The organism is Nocardia amikacinitolerans NBRC 108937 (genome assembly GCF_001612615.1).
In the GTDB taxonomy this organism is placed as follows: Bacteria; Actinomycetota; Actinomycetes; order Mycobacteriales; family Mycobacteriaceae; genus Nocardia; species Nocardia amikacinitolerans.
In genome coordinates this window covers 81,199-105,626 of record NZ_BDAU01000008.1, presented here as the reverse complement: position 1 = coordinate 105,626, position 24,428 = coordinate 81,199, and the positions used below count along the sequence as shown (strand labels likewise).

General features: G+C 70.4%; 26 protein-coding genes. 14 read left to right on the top strand and 12 right to left on the bottom strand.

Translation table 11 applies throughout. The features are described from left to right. Positions 1 to 11: 11 nt before the first annotated feature. Complete coding sequence (locus NAM01S_RS07535) at positions 12 to 2,726, top strand: discoidin domain-containing protein (RefSeq protein ID WP_067781460.1); 2,715 nt, start codon at positions 12 to 14, stop codon at positions 2,724 to 2,726. Positions 2,727 to 2,790: 64 nt separating this feature from the next. Here NAM01S_RS07535 and NAM01S_RS07530 read toward each other — a convergent pair whose 3' ends face one another. After that, positions 2,791 to 3,687, bottom strand: a complete 897-nt coding sequence (locus NAM01S_RS07530; RefSeq protein WP_067781736.1) for a bile acid:sodium symporter family protein — start codon at positions 3,685 to 3,687, stop codon at positions 2,791 to 2,793. A gap of 214 nt (positions 3,688 to 3,901) precedes the next feature. Here NAM01S_RS07530 and NAM01S_RS07525 point away from each other — a divergent pair, with 214 nt between their 5' ends. The 5 genes from NAM01S_RS07525 to NAM01S_RS07505 all read left to right on the top strand — a co-directional run bounded on the left by NAM01S_RS07525 (position 3,902) and on the right by NAM01S_RS07505 (position 7,651). After that, positions 3,902 to 5,071, top strand: a complete 1,170-nt coding sequence (locus tag NAM01S_RS07525; RefSeq protein ID WP_067781457.1) for a thiolase family protein — start codon at positions 3,902 to 3,904, stop codon at positions 5,069 to 5,071. Between the two features lie 128 nt (positions 5,072 to 5,199). After that, the gene (mbp1, locus tag NAM01S_RS07520) at positions 5,200 to 5,445 is read left to right on the top strand and encodes a microaggregate-binding protein 1 (protein ID WP_067781455.1); all 246 of its coding nucleotides are present in this window, start codon (positions 5,200 to 5,202) and stop codon (positions 5,443 to 5,445) included. A gap of 139 nt (positions 5,446 to 5,584) precedes the next feature. Then, entirely contained in the window at positions 5,585 to 6,109 is a 525-nt protein-coding gene (locus NAM01S_RS07515; RefSeq protein WP_067781452.1) for a DoxX family protein, read from the top strand. A 64-nt stretch (positions 6,110 to 6,173) separates the two neighbouring features. After that, the gene (locus NAM01S_RS07510; RefSeq protein WP_067781448.1) at positions 6,174 to 6,761 is read left to right on the top strand and encodes a TetR/AcrR family transcriptional regulator; all 588 of its coding nucleotides are present in this window, start codon (positions 6,174 to 6,176) and stop codon (positions 6,759 to 6,761) included. A 26-nt stretch (positions 6,762 to 6,787) separates the two neighbouring features. Next, positions 6,788 to 7,651: an NAD-dependent protein deacetylase gene (locus tag NAM01S_RS07505; RefSeq protein ID WP_067781445.1), complete on the top strand. Its 864-nt coding sequence runs from the start codon at positions 6,788 to 6,790 to the stop codon at positions 7,649 to 7,651. A gap of 198 nt (positions 7,652 to 7,849) precedes the next feature. Here the strand turns inward: NAM01S_RS07505 and NAM01S_RS07500 are convergent, their stop codons facing one another. After that, positions 7,850 to 8,395: a hypothetical protein gene (locus NAM01S_RS07500; RefSeq protein WP_084482609.1), complete on the bottom strand. Its 546-nt coding sequence runs from the start codon at positions 8,393 to 8,395 to the stop codon at positions 7,850 to 7,852. Between the two features lie 17 nt (positions 8,396 to 8,412). Further along, positions 8,413 to 8,937, bottom strand: a complete 525-nt coding sequence (locus NAM01S_RS07495; RefSeq protein ID WP_067781733.1) for a hypothetical protein — start codon at positions 8,935 to 8,937, stop codon at positions 8,413 to 8,415. A gap of 62 nt (positions 8,938 to 8,999) precedes the next feature. Between NAM01S_RS07495 and NAM01S_RS07490 the strand changes: the two genes are divergently transcribed. After that, positions 9,000 to 9,587: a TetR/AcrR family transcriptional regulator gene (locus NAM01S_RS07490; RefSeq protein WP_067781439.1), complete on the top strand. Its 588-nt coding sequence runs from the start codon at positions 9,000 to 9,002 to the stop codon at positions 9,585 to 9,587. Here NAM01S_RS07490 and NAM01S_RS07485 read toward each other — a convergent pair. Next, on the bottom strand, positions 9,584 to 9,910 hold the full coding sequence (locus tag NAM01S_RS07485; RefSeq protein ID WP_067781437.1) for a plasmid stabilization protein: 327 nt from the start codon (positions 9,908 to 9,910) through the stop codon (positions 9,584 to 9,586). The two genes, NAM01S_RS07490 and NAM01S_RS07485, sit on opposite strands and share 4 nt — an antisense overlap. Before the next feature lie 73 nt (positions 9,911 to 9,983). Then, complete coding sequence (locus NAM01S_RS07480) at positions 9,984 to 10,595, bottom strand: flavodoxin family protein (RefSeq protein ID WP_067781434.1); 612 nt, start codon at positions 10,593 to 10,595, stop codon at positions 9,984 to 9,986. A 166-nt stretch (positions 10,596 to 10,761) separates the two neighbouring features. Between NAM01S_RS07480 and NAM01S_RS07475 the strand changes: the two genes are divergently transcribed. After that, a complete protein-coding gene (locus NAM01S_RS07475) occupies positions 10,762 to 11,895 on the top strand; it encodes an AI-2E family transporter (protein ID WP_067781431.1) in 1,134 nt (377 codons plus the stop codon). Positions 11,896 to 11,932: 37 nt separating this feature from the next. After that, entirely contained in the window at positions 11,933 to 12,763 is an 831-nt protein-coding gene (locus tag NAM01S_RS07470) for an SDR family oxidoreductase (RefSeq protein WP_067781729.1), read from the top strand. Positions 12,764 to 12,799: 36 nt separating this feature from the next. Here the strand turns inward: NAM01S_RS07470 and NAM01S_RS07465 are convergent, their stop codons facing one another. After that, positions 12,800 to 13,852: an alpha/beta fold hydrolase gene (locus NAM01S_RS07465; RefSeq protein ID WP_253798573.1), complete on the bottom strand. Its 1,053-nt coding sequence runs from the start codon at positions 13,850 to 13,852 to the stop codon at positions 12,800 to 12,802. Between the two features lie 105 nt (positions 13,853 to 13,957). After that, entirely contained in the window at positions 13,958 to 14,734 is a 777-nt protein-coding gene (locus NAM01S_RS07460) for an ABC transporter permease (protein ID WP_067781425.1), read from the bottom strand. A 179-nt stretch (positions 14,735 to 14,913) separates the two neighbouring features. On the opposite strand from NAM01S_RS07460, the gene NAM01S_RS07455 reads away from it, so the two are divergent. After that, positions 14,914 to 15,450, top strand: a complete 537-nt coding sequence (locus tag NAM01S_RS07455; RefSeq protein ID WP_067781423.1) for a hypothetical protein — start codon at positions 14,914 to 14,916, stop codon at positions 15,448 to 15,450. A gap of 289 nt (positions 15,451 to 15,739) precedes the next feature. On the opposite strand, the gene NAM01S_RS07450 is transcribed toward NAM01S_RS07455, so the two are convergent. The 3 genes from NAM01S_RS07450 to NAM01S_RS07440 form a co-directional block, all read right to left on the bottom strand. Beyond that, positions 15,740 to 17,092, bottom strand: a complete 1,353-nt coding sequence (locus NAM01S_RS07450; RefSeq protein WP_067781420.1) for a cytochrome P450 — start codon at positions 17,090 to 17,092, stop codon at positions 15,740 to 15,742. A 103-nt stretch (positions 17,093 to 17,195) separates the two neighbouring features. After that, positions 17,196 to 17,750 carry a type 1 glutamine amidotransferase domain-containing protein gene (locus tag NAM01S_RS07445; RefSeq protein WP_067781416.1) on the bottom strand — a complete coding sequence of 185 codons (555 nt, stop codon included), beginning with the start codon at positions 17,748 to 17,750 and terminating at the stop codon, positions 17,196 to 17,198. A gap of 161 nt (positions 17,751 to 17,911) precedes the next feature. Further along, entirely contained in the window at positions 17,912 to 18,955 is a 1,044-nt protein-coding gene (locus NAM01S_RS07440; protein WP_067781412.1) for an Lrp/AsnC family transcriptional regulator, read from the bottom strand. 112 nt (positions 18,956 to 19,067) lie between these two features. Between NAM01S_RS07440 and NAM01S_RS07435 the strand changes: the two genes are divergently transcribed. The 3 genes from NAM01S_RS07435 to NAM01S_RS07425 all read left to right on the top strand — a co-directional run bounded on the left by NAM01S_RS07435 (position 19,068) and on the right by NAM01S_RS07425 (position 21,329). Further along, positions 19,068 to 20,231: an alpha-hydroxy-acid oxidizing protein gene (locus NAM01S_RS07435; protein WP_067781410.1), complete on the top strand. Its 1,164-nt coding sequence runs from the start codon at positions 19,068 to 19,070 to the stop codon at positions 20,229 to 20,231. 61 nt (positions 20,232 to 20,292) lie between these two features. Continuing rightward, the gene (locus NAM01S_RS07430; RefSeq protein ID WP_067781407.1) at positions 20,293 to 20,847 is read left to right on the top strand and encodes a class I SAM-dependent methyltransferase; all 555 of its coding nucleotides are present in this window, start codon (positions 20,293 to 20,295) and stop codon (positions 20,845 to 20,847) included. A gap of 32 nt (positions 20,848 to 20,879) precedes the next feature. Then, positions 20,880 to 21,329: a MerR family transcriptional regulator gene (locus NAM01S_RS07425; protein WP_067781404.1), complete on the top strand. Its 450-nt coding sequence runs from the start codon at positions 20,880 to 20,882 to the stop codon at positions 21,327 to 21,329. Here NAM01S_RS07425 and NAM01S_RS07420 read toward each other — a convergent pair. Further along, on the bottom strand, positions 21,316 to 22,494 hold the full coding sequence (locus NAM01S_RS07420; protein WP_067781401.1) for a cytochrome P450: 1,179 nt from the start codon (positions 22,492 to 22,494) through the stop codon (positions 21,316 to 21,318). The genes NAM01S_RS07425 and NAM01S_RS07420 overlap by 14 nt on opposite strands. Before the next feature lie 93 nt (positions 22,495 to 22,587). Here NAM01S_RS07420 and NAM01S_RS07415 point away from each other — a divergent pair, with 93 nt between their 5' ends. Continuing rightward, the gene (locus NAM01S_RS07415) at positions 22,588 to 23,403 is read left to right on the top strand and encodes an SAM-dependent methyltransferase (RefSeq protein ID WP_245910413.1); all 816 of its coding nucleotides are present in this window, start codon (positions 22,588 to 22,590) and stop codon (positions 23,401 to 23,403) included. 27 nt (positions 23,404 to 23,430) lie between these two features. Here the strand turns inward: NAM01S_RS07415 and NAM01S_RS07410 are convergent, their stop codons facing one another. Further along, positions 23,431 to 24,384, bottom strand: a complete 954-nt coding sequence (locus NAM01S_RS07410) for a DNA polymerase domain-containing protein (RefSeq protein WP_067781398.1) — start codon at positions 24,382 to 24,384, stop codon at positions 23,431 to 23,433. Between the last annotated feature and the right edge of the window lie 44 nt (positions 24,385 to 24,428).

Genomic DNA, 24,428 nt, shown 5'->3' with positions numbered 1-24,428 from the left:
CGGGAGGTGCGATGTCGTTCTCGGCCCGGCCCTTCCGGCGAATACTGCTCGTGATCGCCTTGGTGGCGGTGCTGGCGCTGGTGACGGGGGTGGCGCTGGTGGTGGTGCGCGAGGAGGCCGAGTGGTCGGACTCGGCGTGCCCGGGCATCGCGGAGACCGCCGGATGGGCGCCGTCCAATACCGACGTGGACGCGCCGATCGACGGTCATCCCTTCGTCGGCAACGGTTATCTCGGACTGCGCGTGCCGCCGCGCGGGACGGGTTACGTCGGCACCGACGAGCCCACCGGCTGGCCGCTGTACACCCCGGCCTACGACGGCGCGTTCGTCGCCGGTCTGTACGGGCACAGCCCGGACGTCGCCGACGACCGCGAGGTCGCGGCGGCCATCCCGAACTGGTCGGGCCTGCTGGTCGGCGTCGGCGACGAGACGTACTCCCCCACCACCCCCGCCGCGCGGATCACCGACTTCGAGCAGACCCTGCACCTGCGCTGCGGACTGGTCCGCACCAGGGCGACCTGGACGACAGCGGACGGGCGGGCCACCGATCTGGTATACGACGTGTTCGCCGCCCGTTCCGATCAGCACGTCGGCGCGGTGCGCCTCAGCCTACGGCCGCGCTGGTCCGGCGAACTGGTGCTGACCGATCTGCTCGACGGCGCGGGTGCCCGCCGTATCGTGCCGACCGGCGCGGGCCAGCGCGGCGAAGCGACCGTAGGCGTCGGATTCCGCACGGCGGGAACGGTAATCGCCGGTTCGGTCGTGTCCGTTCTGGACGCCGGGCCGGACGCGGCGATCTCGCCGGCGCCGCCGCTCGACGACCTGACCGCGAGCCAGCAGGCCCGGATCTCGGTGCGGGAGGGCGAGTCCTACACCGCGACCAAGTTCGTCGGCGTCGACACCGGGCGCACCTCGGCCGATCCGGCCGCCTCCGCACTGGCCGCCGCGCGGCGTGCCGCGAGCGCGGGCTGGGATGCGCTGCTGACGGACACCACCGCGGTGTGGACGGGCCTGTGGCGCGGCGAGGTCGAGATCCCCGGCGAACCCGACGTGCGATCGTGGACGCGCGGCGCGCTGTATTCGCTGTATTCGGCGAGCAATCCTTCGCAGGACAACAGCCTCTCGCCGGTCGGGCTCAGCAGCGACAACTACGCGGGCGCGGTGTTCTGGGACGCCGACATCTGGATGTTCCCCGCCCTCCTGCATTTCGCGCCGGACCTGGCGAAAACCGTTGTGGAGTACCGGTACCGGACGCTGCCCGCCGCGAAGGTCAACGCCCGGCGACTCGGCTTCCCCGGCGCGTTCTACCCGTGGACCAGCGCGACGGACGGCGAACTCGACGAATGCCACAGCTGGGATCCGCCGCACTGCCTGAATCAGATTCATCTCCAGGGCGACATCTCGCTGGCCGCTTGGCAGTACTACCTCGCCACCGGCGACGCCGGATATCTGCGCGACCGGGTCTGGCCCATCATGAGCGCGGTCGCCGAATTCTGGGCCGCGCGCGTGACACCCAACCCGGACGGCAGCTTCTCGCTGCGCGATGTCGCGGGCCCCGACGAGTACAGCAACGGCGTCGACGACGGCGTCTACACCAACGCGGTCGCGGCGCTCGCGCTGCGCAACGCGGTGCGCGCCGCCGAGATCCTCGGCGCGCCACACCCGCCCGAGTGGACCACCGTCGCCGACGGTCTTCGCATGCCGTTCGACGCGGCGAACGGCGTCTTCGCCCAATTCGACGGCTACACCGGCACTCCCATCAAACAGGCCGACACCGTGCTGCTCATCTACCCGCTGGAATGGCCGATGCCGACCGACGTCGCCACCCGGGTCCTCGAATACTATTCCGCGCGAACCGATCCCGACGGCCCGGCGATGACCGACTCGGTGCACGCCATCGACGCCGCGCACCTCGGCGCACCCGGCTGCGCGACCAACACCTTCCTCGACCGCGCGGCGCGTCCGTTCGTGCGGCCGCCGTTCGCGCAGTTCGCCGAGGCACGCGGCGCGAAAGCGGGTGCGCGCGACCCGCTGGCCGGTGCGCCCGCGTTCACGTTCGCCACCGCGGCGGGCGGCTTCCTGCAATCGCTCACCAGCGGCCTGCTCGGACTGCGGCTGCGCGGCGACGCCGTCGAGGTGAACCCGACGCTGCCGCCGCAATTCGAACGCGGCATGACGATCCGCGGGATGCACTGGCAGGGGCGCACTTTCGACGCGGAGATCGGCGCCGAACGCACGACGGTGACGCTCACCGGAGGTGCGCCGATGCCCCTGCGGACGCCGTCCGGTACGGACACCGTCGCGCCCGGCGCGCCCGTGACGATCGAGACCCGCCGTCCCGATCTCGCACCCACCGGCAACCTCGCCCGCTGCCGTCCGGTCACCAGCAGCTCCACCGAGCCGGGCCGCTATCCGGACGCCGCGGTGGACGGCAGCACCGCGACCGGATGGGCGCCGGACGGCGCGCACGGCAGCCTCACCGTCGATCTCGGCGCGGCCGCGCGCGTCGAGCGGGTGCTGCCACGCTGGGCCGATCCCGCGCCGGTCGCGTCGTCGGTCGCGGTGTCCGAGAACGGGCGGGAGTGGGCCACGGTCGCCGCCGATCCCGCGAGCGGGGCGCTCACCGAACCGCTCTCCGCGCGATACGTCCGGCTGGAGGTGACCGGCGCGGACCCGGCCGCGTCGCCGGGGGTCCGGGAATTGGAGGTCTCCGGCTCCCGCGACTGAACCGGGAACTCAGGCGCGGGGTCCGGAATCGGAGGTCTCCCGTTCCACCGACTGAGCCGGGAACTCAGGTACCCGGGATCACGGCGGGCTCGACGGTCTCTTCGCGCCGGATTCTGCGGCTGATCGCCGAGCCTGCGACGTAGGCGATGGGCAGCATGACGATGCCGTAGACGCCCGCGGGCACCGCCATCCTGATGTCGCCGAGCACGCTGATGGCGATGGTCATCGCCAGCGCGCTGTTGTGGATACCGACCTCCATCGAGCACGCGATGGCCTGGCTGCGCGTGACGCCGAACGCCTTCGGCACGAAGTAGCCGACGCCAAGACTGGTCACGCACAGCAGCGCGACCACGAGGCCGACCGCCGCCAGATAGCCGAGCACGTTCCCGCGTTCGGCCACCAGCGCCGCGAGCGTCACCACCGCCAGGAACGCCACCGACACGATCCGCACCGGCCGGTCCATGCGGTCGGCGAAACCGGGCCGCAGCCGCCTGGCCACCATGCCCGCCGCGACCGGAATCAGCACCAACGCGAAGACCTGGGCCACCTTGCCGAATTGCAGGCCGATGCCGTCGGCGCCGGGCGGCGCGAAATAGCCGAGCGCGAAGTTGGTCACCAACGGCAGCGTGAGCACCGAGAGCACCGAGTTCACCGCCGTGAGAGTCACATTCAGCGCGACGTCGCCGCGGAACAGGTGGCTGAGCAGGTTCGCCGTCGCGCCGCCCGGCGAGGCCATCAGCAGCATCACCCCCACCGCAAGGGCCGGGCCGAGTCCCACCGCGATCACCAGCCCGAACGCTATCGCGGGCAGGACGACGAGCTGGCAGGTCAACGCGACGACCACCGCGCGCGGATACCGCACCACCCTGGTGAAATCGTCCGCCGTCAGCGCGAGCCCGAGCCCGAACATGATGAGCGCCAAGACCATCGGCAACGCGACGGTGACCGGCCAGCTGTCCACGAACACCTCGTCATGTCGATGCGGCCCAACATCCCCGCCGGCCACCGAACCTGTGTAGCACGATGCTACGTGCCGGTCTCGTAGATCCGCGCGGCTACTCGGCCGCGCCGGGCGGCTTCGCTGCCCCCAATACCTGGGTCACCATTACGGCCGGAGGTGAATCCGTGTTAACTTAGTCGAGAATGCGAGTTAACTTAGTTGATCGGAGACAGCTATGAGGTCCGCCGTCATCGTGGACGTCGTCCGCACCCCCTCGGGCAAGGGCAAGCCGGGCGGAGGTCTGTCGGACGTGCATCCCGCGACGCTGCTCGCGGGTGTGCTCGCCGAGCTCGTCTCGCGCAACGATCTGGATCCGGCGCTGGTCGACGACGTGGTGGGCGGATGCGTCACCCAGGCCGGTGAGCAGGCGTTCAACATCTCGCGGACCGCCGTGCTCGCCGCGGGCTTCCCCGAGTCGGTGCCCGCCACCACCGTGGACCGCCAGTGCGGCTCCTCGCAGCAGGCCGCGCACTTCGCCGCGCAGGGCGTCATCGCGGGCGCCTACGACATCGCCATCGCCTGCGGCGTGGAGTCGATGAGCAGGGCGCCGATGTTCTCCAACGCGCAGGGCAAGGACGCCAACCGCGGCCCGATCGCCCACCGCTACCCGGAAGGCCTTGTCCAGCAGGGCATTTCCGCCGAGGTGATCGCCGCCCGGTGGAAGTTCGACCGCGCCGCGCTCGACGAGTTCGCGGCGCGTTCGCACCGGCTTGCCGCCGAGACCGCCGCCGCGGGCGGATTCGACAACGAGCTGGTCGCGGCGGGCACGCTGACCGCCGACGAGACCATCCGCGCCACCACCACCGCCGATGGCCTTGCCGGACTGCGTCCCGCCTTCGTCGACGAGCAGTACAAGGCGCGCTTCCCCGAGATCGAATGGTCGATCACCCCGGGCAACTCGTCGCCGCTGACCGACGGCGCCTCGGCCGCGTTGATCATGAGCGAGGAGACCGCGGCCAAGCTGGGTCTGCGCCCGCGCGCCCGGTTCCACTCCTTCGCCGTGCTCGGCGACGATCCGCTGCTGATGCTCACCGCCGTCGTCCCGGCCACCCGCAAGGTGCTGGAGCGGGCCGGGCTCGGCATCGACGACATCGACGCCTACGAGGTGAACGAGGCGTTCGCGCCGGTGCCGCTGGTCTGGCAGCACGAACTCGGCGCCGATGCCGCCAAGCTGAACCCGCGCGGCGGCGCGATCGCCCTCGGCCACCCCCTCGGCGCGTCCGGCACCCGCATTCTGGCCACCCTGGTCAACCACCTCGAGCAGACGCAGGGACGCTACGGCCTGATGACCATGTGCGAGGCGGGCGGGTTGGCAAACGCGACCGTCATCGAGCGCCTCGGATGATCCAGGCGGCGCTTCCGTTGCTGCTCACGGGCGCGTGGAAGCGCGACGAGCTGGACGGCGATTGAGGTCCTCGACACCGGGTATGCGGCATGTGTCAGCCGACAACCGATATTTCGGAGGTAGACATCGTGTCGAAGCACGAAAGTGGTCCCCGCGAAGGTGTCAAGGGCGTCGTCGAGGATGTCAAGGGCAAGGTCAAGGAGGCCGCGGGCATCGTCACCGGCAACCAGGGCCTGGAGAAGGAAGGCCGCGTCCAGCAGGACAAGGCCGAATCCCAGCGTGAGGCCGCACAAAAGGAAGCCGCCGCGGAGAAGGCACGGGCGGAAGCCAAGGTCGACGAGGCGCGCCAGCAGGCGTACCAGCGCGGCGACTGATCGCTGACGCATCGCTCGGTGGGCGGGTCGCATGACCCGCCCACCAGCGCGTTCTGGGCCGGATTCGGCACATCGGGCAGTGCCACGGGCGTACCGTTGCGTTAGGTCAGGCAGCTTGTGGACGAGAGAGGACCTCGCCATGACGACCACGACAGCACCGACCACAACCGCGAGCACGCTCGGCATCGATCTGGGCCTGCTCGTCCTGCGCCTCGCGCTCGGCCTGACGATGGCCGCGCACGGCGCGCAGAAGCTCTTCGGCTGGTTCGGCGGCAACGGCCTGGACCGCACCGCCGAGTTCTTCACCTCGCAGGGCTATCCGGCGGGCAAGGCGGCCGCGATTCTCGCGGGCGCGTCCGAGGCATTCGGCGGCTTGGCGGTGGCCATCGGCCTGTTCACTCCGCTGGGCGCCGCGGCCATCCTCGGCGTCATGATCAACGCGATCGCCGTCAAATGGGGTGGCGGGTTCTTCGGCGAAAAGGGCGGCATCGAATACGAAGTGCTGATCGCCTGCTCGGCCGCCGCGATCGCGCTGACCGGCCCCGGCCGCTTCGCCGTCGACAGCGCACTGCCGTTCCTGCGCCCCTACCGCGTGGCCTACGGGTTCGCCGCGATCGCCCTCGGCCTGATCACGGCGGCCATCGTGCTGCTCGTGCGCGACTGATTCGCAGATCACCCTCGACCGTAGAATCGCCGCCACCGAAGCAGGCACGACGAGGCGAGGGCACATGGTTGATCCGCGGGCGACCAACGAGGATTTGACCGCGAAGGCGCGGATCAGGAACGCGGCCATGGACCTGTACGCCCAGTACGGCGCGGAGCGGGTGTCGCTGCGCGCGGTGGCGGCCGAGGCGGGCGTCACGCTCGGCCTCGTCCAGCACCACTTCAAGACGAAGGCGGGCTTGGAGGCGGCGGTCGATCAGCTGATCGTCGACTATTTCGCGCACACCGTCGCGGCCGTGCCGGTGGAGGGCGACACCGCGCAGGTCGCCGCCGCGCGGGACGAGGCGGTGCGGCGGATGCTGGCGGCCAATCCGGCGGTGGTGAACTACATCCGGCGCGCGGTGCTCGAACCGTCCGGGACGCGGGCCGAACTGCTCGAGGCGCTGGTCGAGCTGACCCGCCGCGAAGTGATCGGACTGCGTGAGGCCGGTGTCGCCTCCACCGACCGCCGCGAGTCGACGCAGGTCGTCTCGATGCTGATCAGGCAGCTCGGGGAGCTGCTGCTCGCGCCGCTGGTCGAGGCGGTGTGGGAGCGGGTCGCCGCGCCGGACGAGACCGAGCGCCCCCGGTTGAGCATCACCGTGCACGCCTGACCTCCGACGTCACCTACGATGCGACCATGTCGCGCAGCACGTCGACCGACGCGGAGCTGGAGCGGTTGGCCGAGGTGTTTGCCGATCGCCGGGTCGCGGTGCTGACGGGCGCGGGCCTCTCCACCGACAGCGGTATACCGGACTATCGCGGTCCTGATTCGCCGCCCCGCAATCCCATGACCTACCAGCAGTTCGTCGGCGACGCCGCCTTCCGCCAACGCTATTGGGCGCGCAATCACATCGGCTGGCGCCGAATGGACGCCGCCCGGCCCAACGCGGGACACCGGGCGCTCGCCCAGCTGGAACGGCTCGGCGTCGTCACCGGCCTGATCACCCAGAACGTCGACATGCTGCACACGAAGGCGGGTCACCGCAGGGTGATCGACCTGCACGGCACCTACGCTCGCGTGCGCTGCCTCGGATGTTCCGCGCTGATCTCCCGGATGACGCTGGCCGACCGGCTGGAAGCGGCCAATCCCGGCTTCGCCGAGGCCGCCAGCGCCACCGGCATCGAGGTCGCGCCGGACGCCGACGCCGTGGTCGCCGACACCGAGAGCTTCCGCATGGTCGACTGCGCCCGCTGCGGCGGGATGCTCAAGCCCGACATCGTCTACTTCGGCGAGAACGTGCCGAAGGAGCGCGTCGCCGCCGCCTTCGACCTCGTCGACGAGGCCGACGCGCTGCTGGTCGCGGGCTCCTCCCTCACCGTCATGTCCGGTCTGCGCTTCGTCCGTCGCGCCGCGAAGAACGGCTGTCCGGTGGTGATCGTCAACCGCGGCCGGACCCGCGGCGACGAATACGCCACGCACACACTCGACACCGGATGCTCGGAAGCCCTCGACGCGCTCGCTGCGGCAGCCGGCGGGGCACAGGCGCCCGCGCGAATGTAGACCGTTGTAGCTGTTGCTTATTCGGCACGATCTCGTGGCACGAGCGTGCTCCGGAGGCCCCGACTGCCGCGCCCGAGCTCTGTCTGGGCTGCATCCCCGGATACGGGGGGCTGCGCCTCCGACGACGACGCGGTTCGCGGAGATCTGTGCAGCGGAGCCGCCGGATTGGACTCGAGACGGGCGGGGTCGGCGCGACCGCTAATCGGCGGTGGCTGCCTTGATGACCGAGACGGACTCGGGCTCAGCCGCTTCGGATCCTTCCGCCCGTTCGGCGATCCAGCGGAGGACGCGAACGAGGAGGGTCCACCGGGCAGGGTGACGAACCGAGCCGGTGAGAGCGCGTTCGGCACGGTCGAAGCTGTCCTCCAGGCAGGCGTCGTGCATCCAGCGGAAAGCCAGCGGCCAGGTGAGGCGGGCGGGCCCGCGAGCGTGCATGGCGAGCAGGTGGATCAGATCGGCGCCGCCGTCGGCCGGTCGAACGGTGAATTCGTGGAAGCCGTCGAAGCCGCGGGGACCGGTGAACCGGAAGCGCACCCACCGCCCGGGTTCGTAGTGCTCCACGGTGTAGCGGACCGGGCCGTGCCCGCCGACCGCGCCGACCCCGAGCGGGCGGTCGAAGCGCATCGGCGGCCAGGCAGGGGCGGGCCACAGGCGATCGTCCTCACTCGCCAGCGAGTCGAGCAACGCCCCGACCTCCGCGGCGGGTGCGGGCAGGCGCCGCACGTGAATATTTATGACGGCCATAGTTTTTCGCTCCTTCATCAGCCGTGCGCGGGGAGGCGTCGGTGGCGCCGCCAGTAGTCGGCGGTGACGGCCAACAGCAGGACCGGCCACAGCGTGGCGGGTGCGTAGCAGGCGGCCATCAACCGGGCCCAGCCGGAGTCGGGCCGGTCCGCGAAACCGCTGACCCGGTCCCAGTTCCGCGCGCTCATCGCGACGAAGAGCAGCACCGCCACCGCGCCCGCCGTCGCCGTGACCGCGGGCAGCGCGGGCGGCACCCGACGGCCCGCGAGGGACCCGAACCAGCGCGGGAACCGCTCGTCCCATGGCGACACCAACGCGAAAGTCATTGCGGCACAAGACAACGACGCCACGCTCAACCCGATGACGTACACCGTCCCGCCGCCGGGAATGTGTTGGAAAGCCAATTGCTCGTCGCTCCACCCGAGATCGACACCGATCCCGACGAGCACCCGCCACACCGCCGAGGGCGCGACGGCCGCGACGGTTCCCCACGCCGCCCATCGGGCCCACGCGGGCGGTTCGATCCCGGTGTCCAGCACCATCCGGTCCACCTCCATTTTAGAGAGTTATCTCTAAAATGGAATTAGAGCATATCCTCCAATACATGGGAAGACCCCCGAAGCACGACGCCGATCGGCTGCTGGACGCCGCGGCCGAACTCCTCGCCGCGGGCGGGCCCGCCGCGGTCACCATGTCGGCGGTGGCCAAGGCGGTCGGCGCGCCGAGCGGGTCGGTCTACCACCGGTTTCCGGATCGGCCCGCGCTGCTCGCCGCGCTGTGGACCCGCACGCTGGGCCGGTTCCGCGACGAACTGCTCGCCGTGTTGACCATCGATCCGCCCGAGGAGGCGATCCGCCGCGGCGCACGCGCGACCCTCGACTGGGCACGGCGAAGCCCCCGCGAGGCGGCCGTGTTGCTCGCGGGGGCGCGGGAACTGGGCGAACGAGACTGGAGCGAAGCGGCGCGCGCGGACACCGCGCGGGCCAATGCCGCGATACAGAACGCGCTGACCGAGTTGATCGCGCGCACCGGCGACGAGGGCGCCCGAGCCACCGACCGCGTGCTGCTCGCCGTGGTCGACCTGCCCTACGCCCTGGTCCTGCGGTATCTACGCGCCGGACAAGAGATTCCGGACCACGCCGCCGATCTCGCCGAGCAGGCCGCCGCGGCGCTGCTCGGCGCGCCGGACTAACGGCCGAGTGCGCTCTCCAGCTGCTTCTTGGTCATCTTGGAGCGGCCCTTGATATTGCGCTTCTTGGCCTCGTTGTACAGCTGGTCCCTGGTCGGCCCCTTCGGGCCGCTGCGTCCCGAACGCTGCCCGCCGCGCTGCTGCGGCGACTTGTCCTTGACCGAGGACCGGCTCGCGGTCTTGCTCTGGCCGGACTGCGCGCGGTTCTTGTTGACGGTGCGGGCCGCGATCTCCTTGGCGCGCTTGGTGCTCGCGCCGCGGTCCTGCGCCGAGTCCTTGATGTGTTCGTACTGCCGTTCCTGTTTGTCGGTCCATTCCTTCGGCATGTCACACACACCTCCTCATCGATCGGATACCCGGGATATGCCGGAGAAACCGGCTCGCGCCGAGAGAAATCCACTACTTGTAAGCGGGATAGCGCTGGTCGGCGAGCAGCCGAGCGAGGTGCGCGGCATTGCGCGCCATGGCGGCGGTGGCGCTCGCGACCGGCTCGGGCACTTCGTCGAGATCCGCGTAGTCGACGGTCTCCATCGCGCGGCCGTTCCAGTAGGTGCAGCCCTGCGCCGGGATGGTGAAGCCGATGTCGTTGAGCGCCTGGAACATATCGGCCACGATCTTGTGCGCGCCGTCCTCGTTGCCGACGACCGCGGCAAGCCCGACCTTCCCGACCATCGCGGGCCGCCCCTGCTCGTCGGTGTTGGACAGCTCGGCGTCGAGCCGCTCCAGCATCCGCTGCGCCACCGAGGACATGTGCCCGAGCCAGGTCGGGGTGGCGACGAGCAGAATGTCGGCGGCCATGATCTGTTCGCGTACCCGCGGCCACTGATCACCCGCGCCTTCGTCGTCGGTGATGCCGGGATGGATGTCGTAGTCGACGAGCCGAAGCACCTCGCCCTTCACGTCGTGCTCGGCCAGCCGCGCCAGCACCTGCCTGGCGATGAGCTCGCTGCTGGATTCCCCCGGTGACTTCTTCAACGTGCACACCAGCGCCAGCGCGGTCGGTGCTGCCATGATCGGGCCTCCTCGGTTCGCGTTCGGCCTGCTCCTACTTCGTGGCACTACCCGGAGATCCGCAGGGCAATCCGGGCCGCGGCCACCGCGACGGCCGGTGATCGGCCGCGCGGGCGGCATCGTGCGAGACTGGCCCGGTGAGGCGTCAGCGAGTGGAGGGCATGTCGTGACCGAGCCGAAGAAGGCACTCGAGCCGCCCGAGCGCGGAGATGTGATCGGCATCGGACTGCTCTGGCTGGCCAAATGGTCGCTGTGCGTAGTCGCGATCGCCGCGGGCGCCTGGGTGCTCGGCTTCCTCGTCGCCCGCCTGTGGGTGGTTGTACTGCCGGTGGCGCTTGCCGTCGTGGTCGCCACCGTGCTGTGGCCGCCGACCCGGTGGTTGACGAAACACGGTCTGCGGCCCGCGCTCGCCGCGTCGCTGTCGATACTCGGCTTCCTCGGTCTGCTCGCGGGAGTGATCGCGCTGATCGTGCCCTCGGTGGTGGATCAGGCGCCGGAGTTGGCCGACAAGGCGACCGAGGGCGTCAACCGGGTCCGGCACTGGTTGCAGGGCCCGCCGCTGAACGTCCGCGACGAGCAGCTCGATTCCGCGGTGGACGCCATCGTCTCCCGGTTGCAGTCCAGCGCCGAGCAGATCGCGACCGGCGTCTTCAGCGGCGTCACCACCGCCACCTCGGCGCTGGTCACCCTGTTCCTTGTGCTGGTGCTCGCGTTCTTCTTCGTCAAGGACGGGCCGCGCTTCATGCCCTGGCTGCACAACGTGACCGGGTCCCGCGGCGGCAGGCACTTCGAGGAGGTGCTGAGCCGGATCTGGGTCACCCTCGGCGGTTTCATCCGCACCCAGGCACTGGTCAGCCTGATCGACGCGGTGTTGATCGGCGCGGGCCTGGTGATTCTCGGCGTCCCGCTCGCCGCGGTTCTCGCCGTGCTGACCTTCCTCGGCGGCTTCATCCCGATCGTCGGAGCGTTCGTCGCAGGCGCGCTCGCGGTGCTGGTCGCGTTGGTCGCCAACGGCGTGACGACCGCGTTGATCGTGCTCGGCATCATCCTGGCCGTGCAGCAGCTGGAAGGCAATGTGCTGCAACCGGTGTTGCAGAGCCGAAGCATGCAGCTGCACGCGGTGGTGGTGCTGCTCGCCGTGACGGCGGGCGGCTCGCTGTACGGCATCGTCGGCGCGTTCCTCGCGGTGCCGGTCGCCGCCATGGTCGCGGTCGTGCTGCGTTACGTGGGCGAGCAGATCGACGAGGCGACGCAGCCGCCGGAACCGGACGACGAGGCGGAGGCCGAACCCGCGCGGTGAGCCCCGCGACGCATGACGCTGTGGCAGTGTGGGTTTCATGAAGACGATCCTGATCACGGGGGCGACGTCGGGTATCGGTCTGGAAGCCGCGCGGCAACTGGGCGAAGCAGGCGATCACCTGATACTCGTCGGACGCAATCCCGAGAAGCTCGACCGTGCCGCACGACTGGTCCGCGAAGCGGGCGCGGGACAGGTGGACACGCTGGTGTGCGATTTCGCGAGCCGGTCCGCGGTGCGCGAGCTGGCCGGAAAGGTGCTCGCGAACTACGACCGCCTCGACGTGCTCGCCAACAACGCGGGCGGCTTCTATCCGCAGCGCGTCGTGACCGACGACGAGGTCGAGGCCACCTTCGCGGTCAACCATCTCGGCGGCTACCTGCTCACCGAGCTGCTGCTCGACCTGCTGCGGCGCAGCGCGCCCTCGCGCATCCTGTTCACCTCGTCGGTCATGCACTACGGCGCCAACCTCGATTTCGACGACCTGAACATGTCGCGCGGCTACTCCGGCGAGAAGGCCTACAGCCAGTCCAAGCTGGCCAACATCCTCTACGTGCGCGCGCTGGCGCGGCGGCTGGAGGGCACCGGGGTGACCGTCAACGCCTTCCACCCCGGTGCGGTGGCGACCGGGATCTGGGACGCGATGCCGTGGTGGGGCAGGCCGTTCGCGGCGATCGCCAAGCGGCTCTTCATGATTCCGGCCGCCGAGGGCGGCCGCAGGCTCGCCTATCTCGCCACGGCGCCGGAACCCGCCGAGCACAGCGGACGCTATTTCCAGAACAACGCGCTCAAGACCCCGTCGCGCCGCGCCCAAGACGACGCGCTCGCCGAGCGATTGGACGAGGTGAGCGCGCGACTGGTCGGGCTCTGAGGCCCGTCGCTTGTTCGCCCGTGGACCGGGAAGACCTCAGCGGTTCGCGAGCACGGCACTGCCCAAGAATTCGTCGATGACCGCCCAGCTGGCCGCCTCCGGCCCGGCGACGAGCCCGAGGTGGCTGGCGCGCGGCACTTCGACATAGCGGGCCTCGGCCGCGCCGGTGAGCACCCGCACGCCCGGCGCGACCGTGGCGGCGGGCGCGATGTTGTCCGAGGGACTGCCGACGAGCAGCACCCGGCAGCTCACCTTGGCCATCTCGATCACCCGGTCCGGGCCGAGCGGGATACTGCCCTTCGCCATGTGGTTGCCGAGGATCATCAGCCGGTGGTTCTGCCGGTACAGGCGGCCGGGATAGCCGGGCATCCGTCCGATGAACCGGTCGATCGCCTCCATCCGCGCCAGCGCCTCGCTGCGACCCAGATTGCGGGCGATGAACCACGGGCGCATGAGCTCCCGCGGCAGCGCCATACCGCGGAACCCGAGCTGCACGGCGAACGCCGGAATGCCGCCGAACAACGCGGTGGACCAGGCGACTTCGCGGCCACCGGTCACGCGGGCGAGCAGCCGGGATGGCGCGAGCATCGGGTGGCGCCGGTAATCGATCGGGGTGCCGAGCGCGGTGACCGAGGCGATCGGCAGGTCCGCGTGTTCGGCGGCGGTGAGCAGCGCTAGGGTGCCGCCGAGCGACCAGGCGATGACATCGACCTCGGCCCCGCCGTGCTCGGCACTGACCCGGGCGATGGCGGTCGGGACGATGTCGTCGATCCACTCCTCGAAGCCCAGATTCCGGTCTGCGAACGTGATCCGGCCGTAGTCGACGACGTAGGGCGCGCGCCCGGTGTCGAGCAGGAACTGGGCCAGGCTCTGCCCTTGGCGCAGATCGAAGCAGGAGCTGTGCACCGCGAGCGGCGGCACAAGCAGGACCGGGTTGCCGGAGCCGTGCGCGCCCTCGTAGCGGCGCAGCTGCCGGTGCGGCTCGTCGTAGAGCACCGTAGAGGGGGTCGGATTGGCGGGTTCGACGCCACCGCCGAAGGTGAGCGCCCAGCCGTTGTCGAGCGCACGCGCCAGCTCGGTGAAGATCACGCTTTTCCTCAGTGCACGGATGGATTCGAGTCGATCGCCGGATCGTTCCCAGCAGCACCGAGTGTAAGTAACTGTTACTCGAAGTTACAATTTAGGTGGCCGATTTCACCGGCCGCTCCCCGCCCCGGCGACGTGCGCGCCCGACTGTCGTAAGACGCGATTGCGGGCGACGAGTTCGATGGTGACCGCGACTGCGCAGGTCTGGGCGAGCAACAGACCCGAGAGCACCAGGATCTGGACCGCGCCCGCCTGGATGGCCGAGCCGCTGGCGATCAGCACACCGACGAACGCGCCGGGCAGCGTGACCAATCCGACCGTGCGGGTCTGGTCGACGCCGGGCAGCAGCGCGTCGACAGCGGTCGGGCGGATCACCTCCAGCCGCGCGTCCCGCTCGGTGAAGCCCAGGCTCAGCGCTGCTTCGACCTCGCCGCGCCGCTGGTCGACCGCGTCGAGGGCGCGCCGCGCCGCCAGCGACGTCGCGGTCATGGCGCCGCCGAGAACGATCCCGCCGACCGGCACCACCGCCACGCCCGTCATCGGGACCACACCGCTGAGCAACATGGGCGGCAGCGTCGCTCCGACGCCCGCGCCAAGCGCCAGCGCCAGCCACGGCGCGGACTTCCCAGCACCCGAGCGCCGCGCCGAGGTCACCACCGCGGCGACGAACATGACGGCGAGCACCAGGATCGCCGACCACAGGTTGGCCAGCGCCGCCGCCAACACGAGCGCGACAACCGCCAATTGCACGGCGCCGCGAAGAGCCGCGCGGGGCGCCACGAACGGTGAACCCAGCCGCGCCACCCGATACACCGCGGCCGCCCCGATCGCCAGCGCGACGCACAACGCCGCGAGGCCGAGGTCGGGCCGTATCGCCGCGTTCATCCGTGCTCCGCGAGGGCGCTCACCGTCCAACGATCACACACGAGGTGACCGCCGCACAGCCGTTGAACGGGCCCGCCGCGAACCCCTGTCACCGGCCTTCGTCGCGGATTACCATGCAATGTGGGCTCGCAATGCAGTTGCCCCTCGCCGATCGCTCGTCCGCTTCCGGAGGAGGACACATGTCCTATCCGCTTCCCGCGAAGGTCTGTCTCACCGGCCAGGGTTGCCGCTGCCCCTCGGTCACCGTCTTCCTCGTCGCGGAACCCCTGATGCCCGGCGGGAACATCGTGCATCTGCTGGAACAGGCGACCGTCGACGATCCCGACGTGCCGCCGCGGCCCGATGTCGCGCTGGTCGACTCGCTCGAGACGCCGACCGTGCCCGGCCGCTCCGAACCATCGATCCACGCCGAGCTGCGCCCGTGCAAGACGCACCTGCCCGACCCCGACCGGCTGCACGCGATCCTGCACGACCACCTGATCATCGATCCCTTCGGACTCGATCTCGGCGACCGCGCCGAGGTGGCCCGGCTGGCGCTGCTGCCCGAACGCCGCATCGGCTTCCGCCGCAGCGAGGACTTCCAGGCCGAATCCATCCGGCAGGCCATGCTCGCGGTCTATCGGCACTTCGCTCTCGACCAGCGCGCGCCGCTCGTCTACCACGGCTTCGCGGACCCGACCACCGGCTGGTTCGCCCTGCGCACCGCGTACGCCTGAGCCGGCACCCCGTTTCCTGAGCCGCCGCGCGGCGCCACCCGCGAGCCCGGACGTGATCCACAGCGCCGCAGCCGCTTTGGATCATTCACCAGTGCGCGTCACAACGTCCGCGTCATACGCAGCACCGTTGCTCCGAGCGACCTGCGCACCTGAGCCCCTTCTCACGACGGACCTGCGCTTCAGACAGGTCGTCGGGCACGCGGCGCGACGCGCGTGGTCCACAGCGCATTGCTCCGAACCATTCGCGCACCACGGACCTGAGGCAGCACCGCCCGGCGATCGGGACCGATCACCTAGCGCGCGTCACCGCGGGTGTGATCGCGAAGTCGAGGCCGAAGTTGTTGAGGGTCAAGGGAAGTGGGCTTTCGGGCGACAGCGACGGGGTGGAGCGAAGCCGGTAGTCGGCGGCGTCCACCAGGTGGGCGAGCAGGGTGCTGGTGGTGAAGAGCACCAGGTTGCGGCCGGGGCACACCGCCGGGCCCGCGCTGAACGGCACCAGCTGCGGGTACTGCTCCGCGAGCCCCTCCAACCACAGGTCGGGGGCGAACCGGTCGGCGAAGGGCAGCAGCTCGGTGTCGCGATGGAACGCGGGGACCACGATCATCAGCGCCGCGCCGCCCTCGATGGTGAACCGGTCCGCGCCTGTCCGCCACTGGGTGTCCTCGGTGATGTCGCGCAGGATGACCGGCGTCGTCGGCCAGAGCCGGACCGATTCCAGGACGCAGGCGCGCAGGTAGTCGCGGGTCTGCGGGGTGTGCGGGTCCGCGGCGTCGGCGGTCGCGCGGGCGTGCTGATCCGGATGGGTGGCCAGCAGCGCGAGGGCGCGGCTCGTGGCGATCCCCGCCGCGTCGAATGCGAAGAGCCAGTGCGGAATCTGACCGACCGGATCCACCGCGCCGCCCGCCGCGGTCGCCGCCAGCGCGCCGACCAGGCTGTCCGGATCGGCCGCTTCCGCATAGCGGTAGAGCCGTTCGGTGAAACGATCCCGCCGCCCGCGCTGCGGCAGCGCGAGGAACGACCAGTTGGCGGCCGAGCGCAGCTTCCACAGTTCGTCGGTGATCGCCTCGTCGTCGCGTCCGCGCCTGCCGAGCACCAGCCTGCGGACCAGCCGCCACCAGTCCGCGGTGAACTGGTCGGCGTTCAGGTGGCCGCGGCGCAGCGCCGACGCGGTGAGGTCGCGTGCCTCGTCGGCGATGATCTCGGCGAACGGTTCGGCGAGGCGATGCAACGGCGCGGAGGTGTCCAGCGCCGCCTCGTTCACCGCCCGCCGCTGCGCGCGCACCGGCCCCTCCGAGAGCAGCACGCCGTGCGGCTGGAATTGGCGCAGCGCGGCGCGCTTCTCGCGATTGGCGGGATCGAACGGCCGCGGCGCGTCCGCGAGCACCCTTCCGACGTCGTCCGGGTCGAGCACGATCACGACGCGACGGCCCGGCAGCACCAATTCGACTGGGCCCGCGCCGAATTCGGCGCGCAACCGGCGCATGCGCGCCACCGCGCGCCGATCGGCCTGCGTCCGTTCCAGCACCCCCATGACCGCGCGTCTGCGGGCGATCACCCCCGAGGCGATCGATGCGAACCCCAGGTCGGCCAAAGTCGCGAGCGCTCGCGCACCCACCAGACGGTTGCCGTGTGTGCCTGCCATACAGCCTCCTCCCGCTTCGCTGCCCTCCGCGAGGGCTGACGTCGAGCGCGTACCCGAGACCGCCGGGCCGAAACGGGCGACGCGCGCGTCGAACCGCCCGCCGCTACGCCCGCAACTCGGTGGAGATCGCGCCGACGAAATCGCTCAGATCGCCGGGCGCGCGCGAGGTGATCAGCGTCCAGCCGTTCTCGGGCGAGCGCACCACGGGCTCGTCGACCCACGCGCCACCCGCGTTGTCGACATCGGTGCGCAGCGAGTGATACGAGGTCAGCGTCTTGCCGCGCAGCAGATCCGCCTCGACGAGCAGCCACGGCCCGTGGCAGATCGCGGCGACCGGCTTGCCCGCACCGGCGAATTCCTTGGCCAGCGCGACGGCGCGATCGTCGGCGCGCAGCTTGTCCACGTTCACGGTGCCGCCGGGGACCACGAGCACGTCGAAGTCGTCGGTGTCCACCGCGTCCAGCGCGGCGTCGGGCGAGACCACCTCGTCTTTGTCCACGTCGTGCCGGAAGGTCTGCACCGCTTCCGATTTCGGCGCCGCGTGGGTCACGCGCGCGCCGCGTTCGCGTAGTTCGTCGCGCGGTACCAGCAGCTCGTCGTGCTCGACGCCGGTGTTCGAGGTCACGACCAGTACCCGCGCACCGTCCAATTCAGCCATGAGCAACTCCTCTCGCGATCGCTGCACCCTCCCCTGGTCGGCATGCCGCGATTCCCCGCCGTTAAACATTCGCCGCACCACCGCACCGCGCCCACTCCGCACCACCGCCGACCTCAGGAGCACGAGTTGCGCACAGCCGGAACGAAGGCGCTACGCCTGGATCACCCCGCGGACGCGGGCTCGCTCCAGATGTCGGGACGCACTACGCGCCTGCTGCGCCCGCGCGGATCCAGGATGTGCCCGAAGAGCTTGTCGTGGCGCAACGTGACGGTGCGCTCCGCGATGCGCAGCGCGGGATGGGCGGCGGCCAGCCCGGCTTCCAGGCGCGGGATATCGGCCAGGCTGTGCAGGTTGGCCTGGATGAGCAGGTTGTGGCCGCCGCTGATGGCGGCGCAGTTGCGGGTCTGCGGCAGCCGGACGATCGCGTCGCCGATCTCGGCGAGCCGATCCGGCGGCACGTCCAGCCACAGGGTCACCGCGACCGGCCAGCCGCCGAGCGGGCGGGCGAAATCGCAGCGGAACTGGAGCAGGCCGAGCCGGGTGAGCCGGTCCAGCCTGCGCTTTACCGTCGAGGCGCTGGCGCCGACCACCGTCGCCAAGTATTGGTGCGAGGCCCGGCCGTCCATGGCGAGCTGGGCGAGCATCGCGCGGTCGGCGTCGTCGATGCTCGCCGCGCGCACCGGCGCCGACGGTGGCGGCGGCGGCGGGGTGTCCAGTTCGGCGCGTTGGTCGGGTGCGAGCGCGTCGATGCGCCAGCGACCGCCCTCGGTGAACATGTGCGTGACGATCCGCGCCCGCACCGCCGCGACGTGCGGGATGGCCGGCAGCACGTCCAGCGTGTAGTGCGACATGGTGGCCAGATCGCGCGCGCCGACGGTGGCCAACAGGTTGTAGGTGCCCGCGCAGCGCTCCACGGTGACCATGTGCGGGTGCTCGCACAGGCTGCGGCTGACCGCGGCCGCGGCGTCGGCGGTGCAGCCGATCTCGACATAGGCGACGGTGATCTGGTCGAGCAGCCGAGGACCTGGCGAAGGACTCACCCAAGCCACCCCGCGCCGGGTGAGCCGTTGCCAGCGACGGGCCACCGTCACCGGATCGACGCCGAGCGCGTGCCCCAGTTCCGACCAGGAACCGCGCGGCCGCAGTTGCAACGCGTTGATCAGGGCGAGCTCGTCCTCGCTCAGGAGTGCGGCGTCATCCTGCATCAGCGGTTCCCATCGTGCCTGATTCCTGCATTCTAGTAGCGGCGAGTGACCGGGCCCGCATGCTTTCTCCCGGTGGCGCGGTGCGGCGCCCGAAGACGAAAGGGCAACCCGAATGGCCTTCGCCGATTACCAGAACGAGATCTACCTGCGCGGGCTCGGTGGCGTGCAGCCGACGCTGCCGATGTCCTTCGCCGAACTCGAGGCGAAGGCGCGGTCGGCGCTGCCGCCCTCGGTGTGGTCGTACGTGGCGGGCGGGGCCGGTGACGAACGCACGCAGCGCGCCAACGTGACCGCGTTCGACCAGTGGGGACTCGTGCCGCGCATGTTCGTCGGCGCCGCCGAGCGCGATCTCTCCGTGGAACTGTTCGGAATGCGCTGGCCCGCACCGGTTTTCCTCGCCCCGATCGGTGTGATCGGTCTGTGCGCCCAGGACGGGCACGGCGATCTGGCGACCGCACGCGCGGCGGCGCGCACCGGCGTCCCGATGGTGGCCTCCACCCTGTCGGTGGATCCGCTGGAGCAGGTGGCGGCCGAAGTGGGTGACACGCCAGGCTTTTTCCAGCTCTACACACCCACCGACCGGGATCTCGCCGCGAGTCTGGTGAAGCGGGCCGAGCAGGCGGGGTACAAGGGCATCGTCGTCACGCTCGACACCTGGATCACCGGATGGCGCCCGCGCGATCTCGGCGTCTCGAACTTCCCCCAGCTGCGCGGGCACTGTCTGGCGAACTATTTCACCGATCCGGTGTTCCGCTCGGGTCTGCCCGGCCCGCCGGAAGAACACCTCCAGGCCGCGGTGCTGCGCTGGGTCCAGCTCTTCGGCAATCCGCTCACCTGGGCCGACCTGCCGTGGCTGCGCGAACTCACCACGCTGCCGCTGATCGTGAAGGGCGTCTGCCACCCCGACGACGCGCGCCGCGCGAAAGACGGTGGCGTGGACGGCATCTACTGCTCCAACCACGGCGGCCGCCAGGCCAACGGCGGACTGCCCGCCCTGGACATGCTCGCCGAAGTCGTCGACGCGGCCGACGGCTTGCCGGTGCTGTTCGACTCCGGCGTCCGCGGCGGCGACCACATCGTCAAGGCGCTGGCGTTGGGCGCGTCGGCGGTCGGTGTCGGCAGGCCCTACGCCTACGGTCTCGCGCTCGGCGGCGCCGACGGCATCGTGCACGTGCTGCGCGCGTTGCTCGCCGAGGCCGACCTGATCATGGCCGTCGACGGGTACCGCGATCTCGGTGAGCTGACCAGGGACGCGCTGCGCCGAGTCGCCATCTAGCCCTTGACTTCAGGTCGACCTGAACTCGCACGCTGAGGGTCGACCTGAGGAAAGGGATGAGATGACCGGGTTCGGAGAACAGGAAAGCCGCGGCTACGACCGGCGCGCCACCAAACTGCTCGGCGGGCTGTACCGGCACATCGCCGACGAGGTGGCCGCGTCCACCGCGACGGGCGAGGCGGTGCTCGACGTGGGGACCGGGCCCGGCTTGCTGCTGGCCCACCTCGCGCGCCGACGACCCGATCTGCTGTTGCACGGGGTGGACCTCTCGCCACACATGATCGCGCACGCCCGGACCAATCTGGCCGGGCACGAGGTCGAACTGTCGGTGGGGGACGTGGGTGCGCTTCCCTACCCGGACAACAGTTTCGACCTCGTCGTCTCCAGCCTCAGCATGCACGAGTGGCCGGATCCGGTCGCCGCGGCGGCCGAGCTCGGGCGCGTACTCCGCCCGCGCGGGACGCTGGCGATCTACGACTTCCGCTTCGTGCGCGACGCGTCGATGCGCACCGCGCTGGGCGCGCGTTTCGCCGAACCGACGATACGCAGGAAGGTGGTGCGTCCGCGCGGATACCCGTTCGGGCTGTACGCGCAGTGGACCGCACGCGCGGCCTGATCGCGACGTCCGGTCGAGCTTAGAGTGCTGGTATGTCCGATTCCGGGTTGACGATCGGCGAGCTGGCCGCGCGGTTCGGCCTTGCCACGCACGTGCTGCGGCACTGGGAGGATCTCGGCCTGCTCGCGCCGCGCCGCGATTCCGGCGGTCGCCGCGTGTATCGCGCGGACGACGCCGAGACGGTGGCCGTCATCCTGCTCGGCAAACGGGTCGGGCTGAGCTTGGCCGAGATCGCGCGGCTTTTCGAGAGCGCCGCGGATCGCGAAGCACGCCGCGAGTTGCTGCGCGCGCACCGCGACCAGCTGGCCGCGCGGATCGCCGCCGCCACCGCGGCGCTGCACACGATCGAGCACGCATTGGATTGCGGCGCACCGGATTTCCGCTCCTGTCCGCATTTCCGCGGCAAGGTGGACGAGGCGCTGCGGCTCGGCGTCGACGGGGTGGTCGGCCACCCCGTCGACGTTCCGTTCAGCGGGCGGTGACCGTGGTGGGCAGGCTGGCGAAACCGCGGTTGTTGGAGGAGTGGACGCGGCGCAGGTTCGCGGCGTCGATGTCGTAATCGGCGATCGTGCCGATGATCTCCTCCAGCGCGACGCGCAGTTCCAGCTGGGCGAGGTTCGCGCCGAGGCAGTGGTGGCGGCCGCTGCCGAAGGACAGTGCGGCGCCCGTGTCGCGGTCCAGGTCGAAAGTGTCGGGGTCGGTGAAGATTTCGGGGTCGCGGTTGGCCGAGGCGGTGAGCAGCAGGATGCGCGCGCCCGCCGGAATGTCGACGCCGTGCAGCGAGATCGGTTCGGTGGTGCTGCGCAGCTGGGTCTGGGTGGCGGGTTCGTAGCGCATGCCCTCGGCGATCCACTCGTCGATGCGCCCGCCGAAGGCCTCGCGGCGCCGGTCGGGGTGCTGCCACGCGACGTGCCAGAGGTTGCCCAGCGTCAGCATGGTGGTCTCGATACCGGCGCCGACCAGCAGGATCAGCACGCCGACGATCTCCTCGGGCGTCAGCCGGTCGTCGCCGTCGGCGGCGTCGAGCAAGCCGGACAGCAGATCGTCGCGGCGGGTCTTGCTCCGTTCGATGGTCAGTTCGGTGTAGTAGCCGACCAGGGTGCCGATGGCCTGCACCGCTTCCGGGCGCAGATCGGTGGACTCCTCGTCGGTGTACATGATCTCCATGCCCAGTTTGCGGATCATGTCGCGATCCGCCTCCGGGACGCCGACCAGTTCGGAAATCACGTCGGTGGGGAACGGGCCCGCGAAATCGGCCATCAGGTCGAAACTTTCGCGCGCCAGCAGCGGCTGCCACAGCCCGCGCGCGATCTCCCGTAGTCGGGGCTGCAATTCCTGCACCCTGCGATTGGTGAACGCGCGGGCCACCAGTCCGCGCAGGCGGGTGTGCTTGGGCGGGTCCATCGCGACGAAGGAGAAGAACTGTTCGGCCTGCGGTCCCCAGAACGCGGGCTCCATCCGCAGTCCGTTGACGCTGGAGAATCGGTCCGAATCACGCAGTGCGGCAACGATATCGGCGTAGCGGGAGAAGGCGTAGAAGTCGTCGTCCGGGTTGTGGAAGACCGGTGCCTGCGCGCGTAGCCTTGCGTAGTACGGATAGGGATCGCGGTGGACGTCGAAATCGTACGGGCTGTACTGCAACTGCATGACGGAGCCTTCCGGGGCCGTGCGAGTTTCACCCTCGCTACCGGTTCGCAACTCGAGCTGACATGATGACCCTAGTCGAGATGAATTGAGGGCGTGGTGGACTCGGAATCGGCGGCAGCCAGGGTGGATGTCAGTAAACCGCACCCCGCGCGCCGGTACGACTACTGGCTCGGCGGGAAGGACAATTTTCCCGCGGACCGGGATTCGGCCGACGCGGTGGCCGAGGCGTTTCCGACGGTGCGGCTCGCGGCCGTGGAGAACCGCAACTTCCTGCGCCGCGCGGTGACGTACCTGGCCGCCGAGGCGGGCATCCGGCAGTTCCTCGACATCGGCACCGGCCTGCCCACCGCGGGCAACGTGCACGAGATCGCGCAGGGCATCGCACCCGAATCGCGCATCGTCTACGTGGACAACGACCCGATCGTGCTCGTACACGCCCGTGAGCTCCTGAACAGCTCGCCCGAAGGCGCGACCGCCTACCTCGACGCCGATCTGCGCGACCCCGACCGAATCCTGACCCACCCTGACCTCACCGGCACCCTCGATCTCACCGAGCCGGTCGCGTTGATGCTGGTGGCCATCATGCACTTCATCACCGACGACGAGGCGCCCTACGGTTTGGTGCGCCAGCTCTGCGAGGCGCTGCCGTCCGGCAGCTACCTGGTGATGACGCACGCGACCAACGATCACCTCACCGACGAGGATCTAGCCGAGACGAAGCTGGCCAACAAGCGCAGCGGCGTCCCCTTCCAATTGCGCTCCACCGCCGAATTCCGGCAATTCTTCACCGGTTTCGACTTGGTGCGTCCCGGCATCGGCTCGGTGATGACCTGGCGCCCGGAAGTCTGGCGCCCGCACCCCCGCCCGGAGGCCGTCTCCATGCTCGGCGCCGTCGCCCGCATCCCCTGATCCCACCGAGCCGTGCGGTGGGCGCGGTCAGGTGGCGCGGCGGGCTCGGGCGCGGCGTTTGCCTTCGTGCATGGCTTGCACTCGGGCGACCGGGATGGTGTGGCCTTCGGCGACGAGATCCTCGGGCAGAGTTTGCGGGGCGGGCATTTCCTCGGCCCACGGGTCGCGGTCGCCGAGGCGGTCAGGGGCGGTGTGGAGGGTGAAATCGGTCGGGTTCGCGTCGGCGAGGTCGGCCCAGCCGATCGGGAAGGAGACCGGGACACCGGGGCGGATGCGGGGGCTGTAGGCCGCGACCACGGTCGCGCCGCCGGAGCGGGTGGAGTCGAGGAAGACCTTGCCCTCGCGGTCCTCGCGGATGAACGCGGTGGTGGCCAGGTCGGGGTCGAGGCGCTCGGCGCGGGCCGCGATCGCGCGGGTGGCCGCGGCGGCGTCCTCGATGTCGGTGCCCGCGACGACGGGAACGAACACGTGAACACCTTTGGCGCCGCTGGTCTTCACCGCGCCCGCCAGTCCGTCGGCGGCAAGGGCCGCGCGGATCAGTTCGGCGCCCAGCACCGCGTGGCGAAAGGTCTGCCCCGGTGACGGGTCTAGATCGAGCACCAGGTGGGTCGGCCCGGCGGAGGGGTCGGCGAGCAGCAGCGTCGGGTGGTATTCGACGGCGCGCTGATTGCCGAACCACAGCAGGGTGCGCACGTCGTCGCCGAGGGCGTAGGTGACCTCGCGGCGCGCGCTCTCGGCCCAGAGCGTCACCCGGGGCACCCACTCCGGCGTGTACTTGGGCAGGTTCTTCTGCATGAACGGCTCCTGCCCCGGCCGGATCCGCACCACCGAGAGCGGTCGGCCGCGCAGCTGGTTCACCAGCCGGTCACCGACGAACTCCAGGTAGTCGATCAGATCCCGTTTGGTCGCCGCCGCACCGTCGAACAGCGGCTTGTCCAGATTCGTCAGCGTGACGCCCGCGCGCACCTCGTCGCTGCCCATCGGCCCACCTTGCCCCGCGGTCTCGACGCGGTCAACCCCGCACT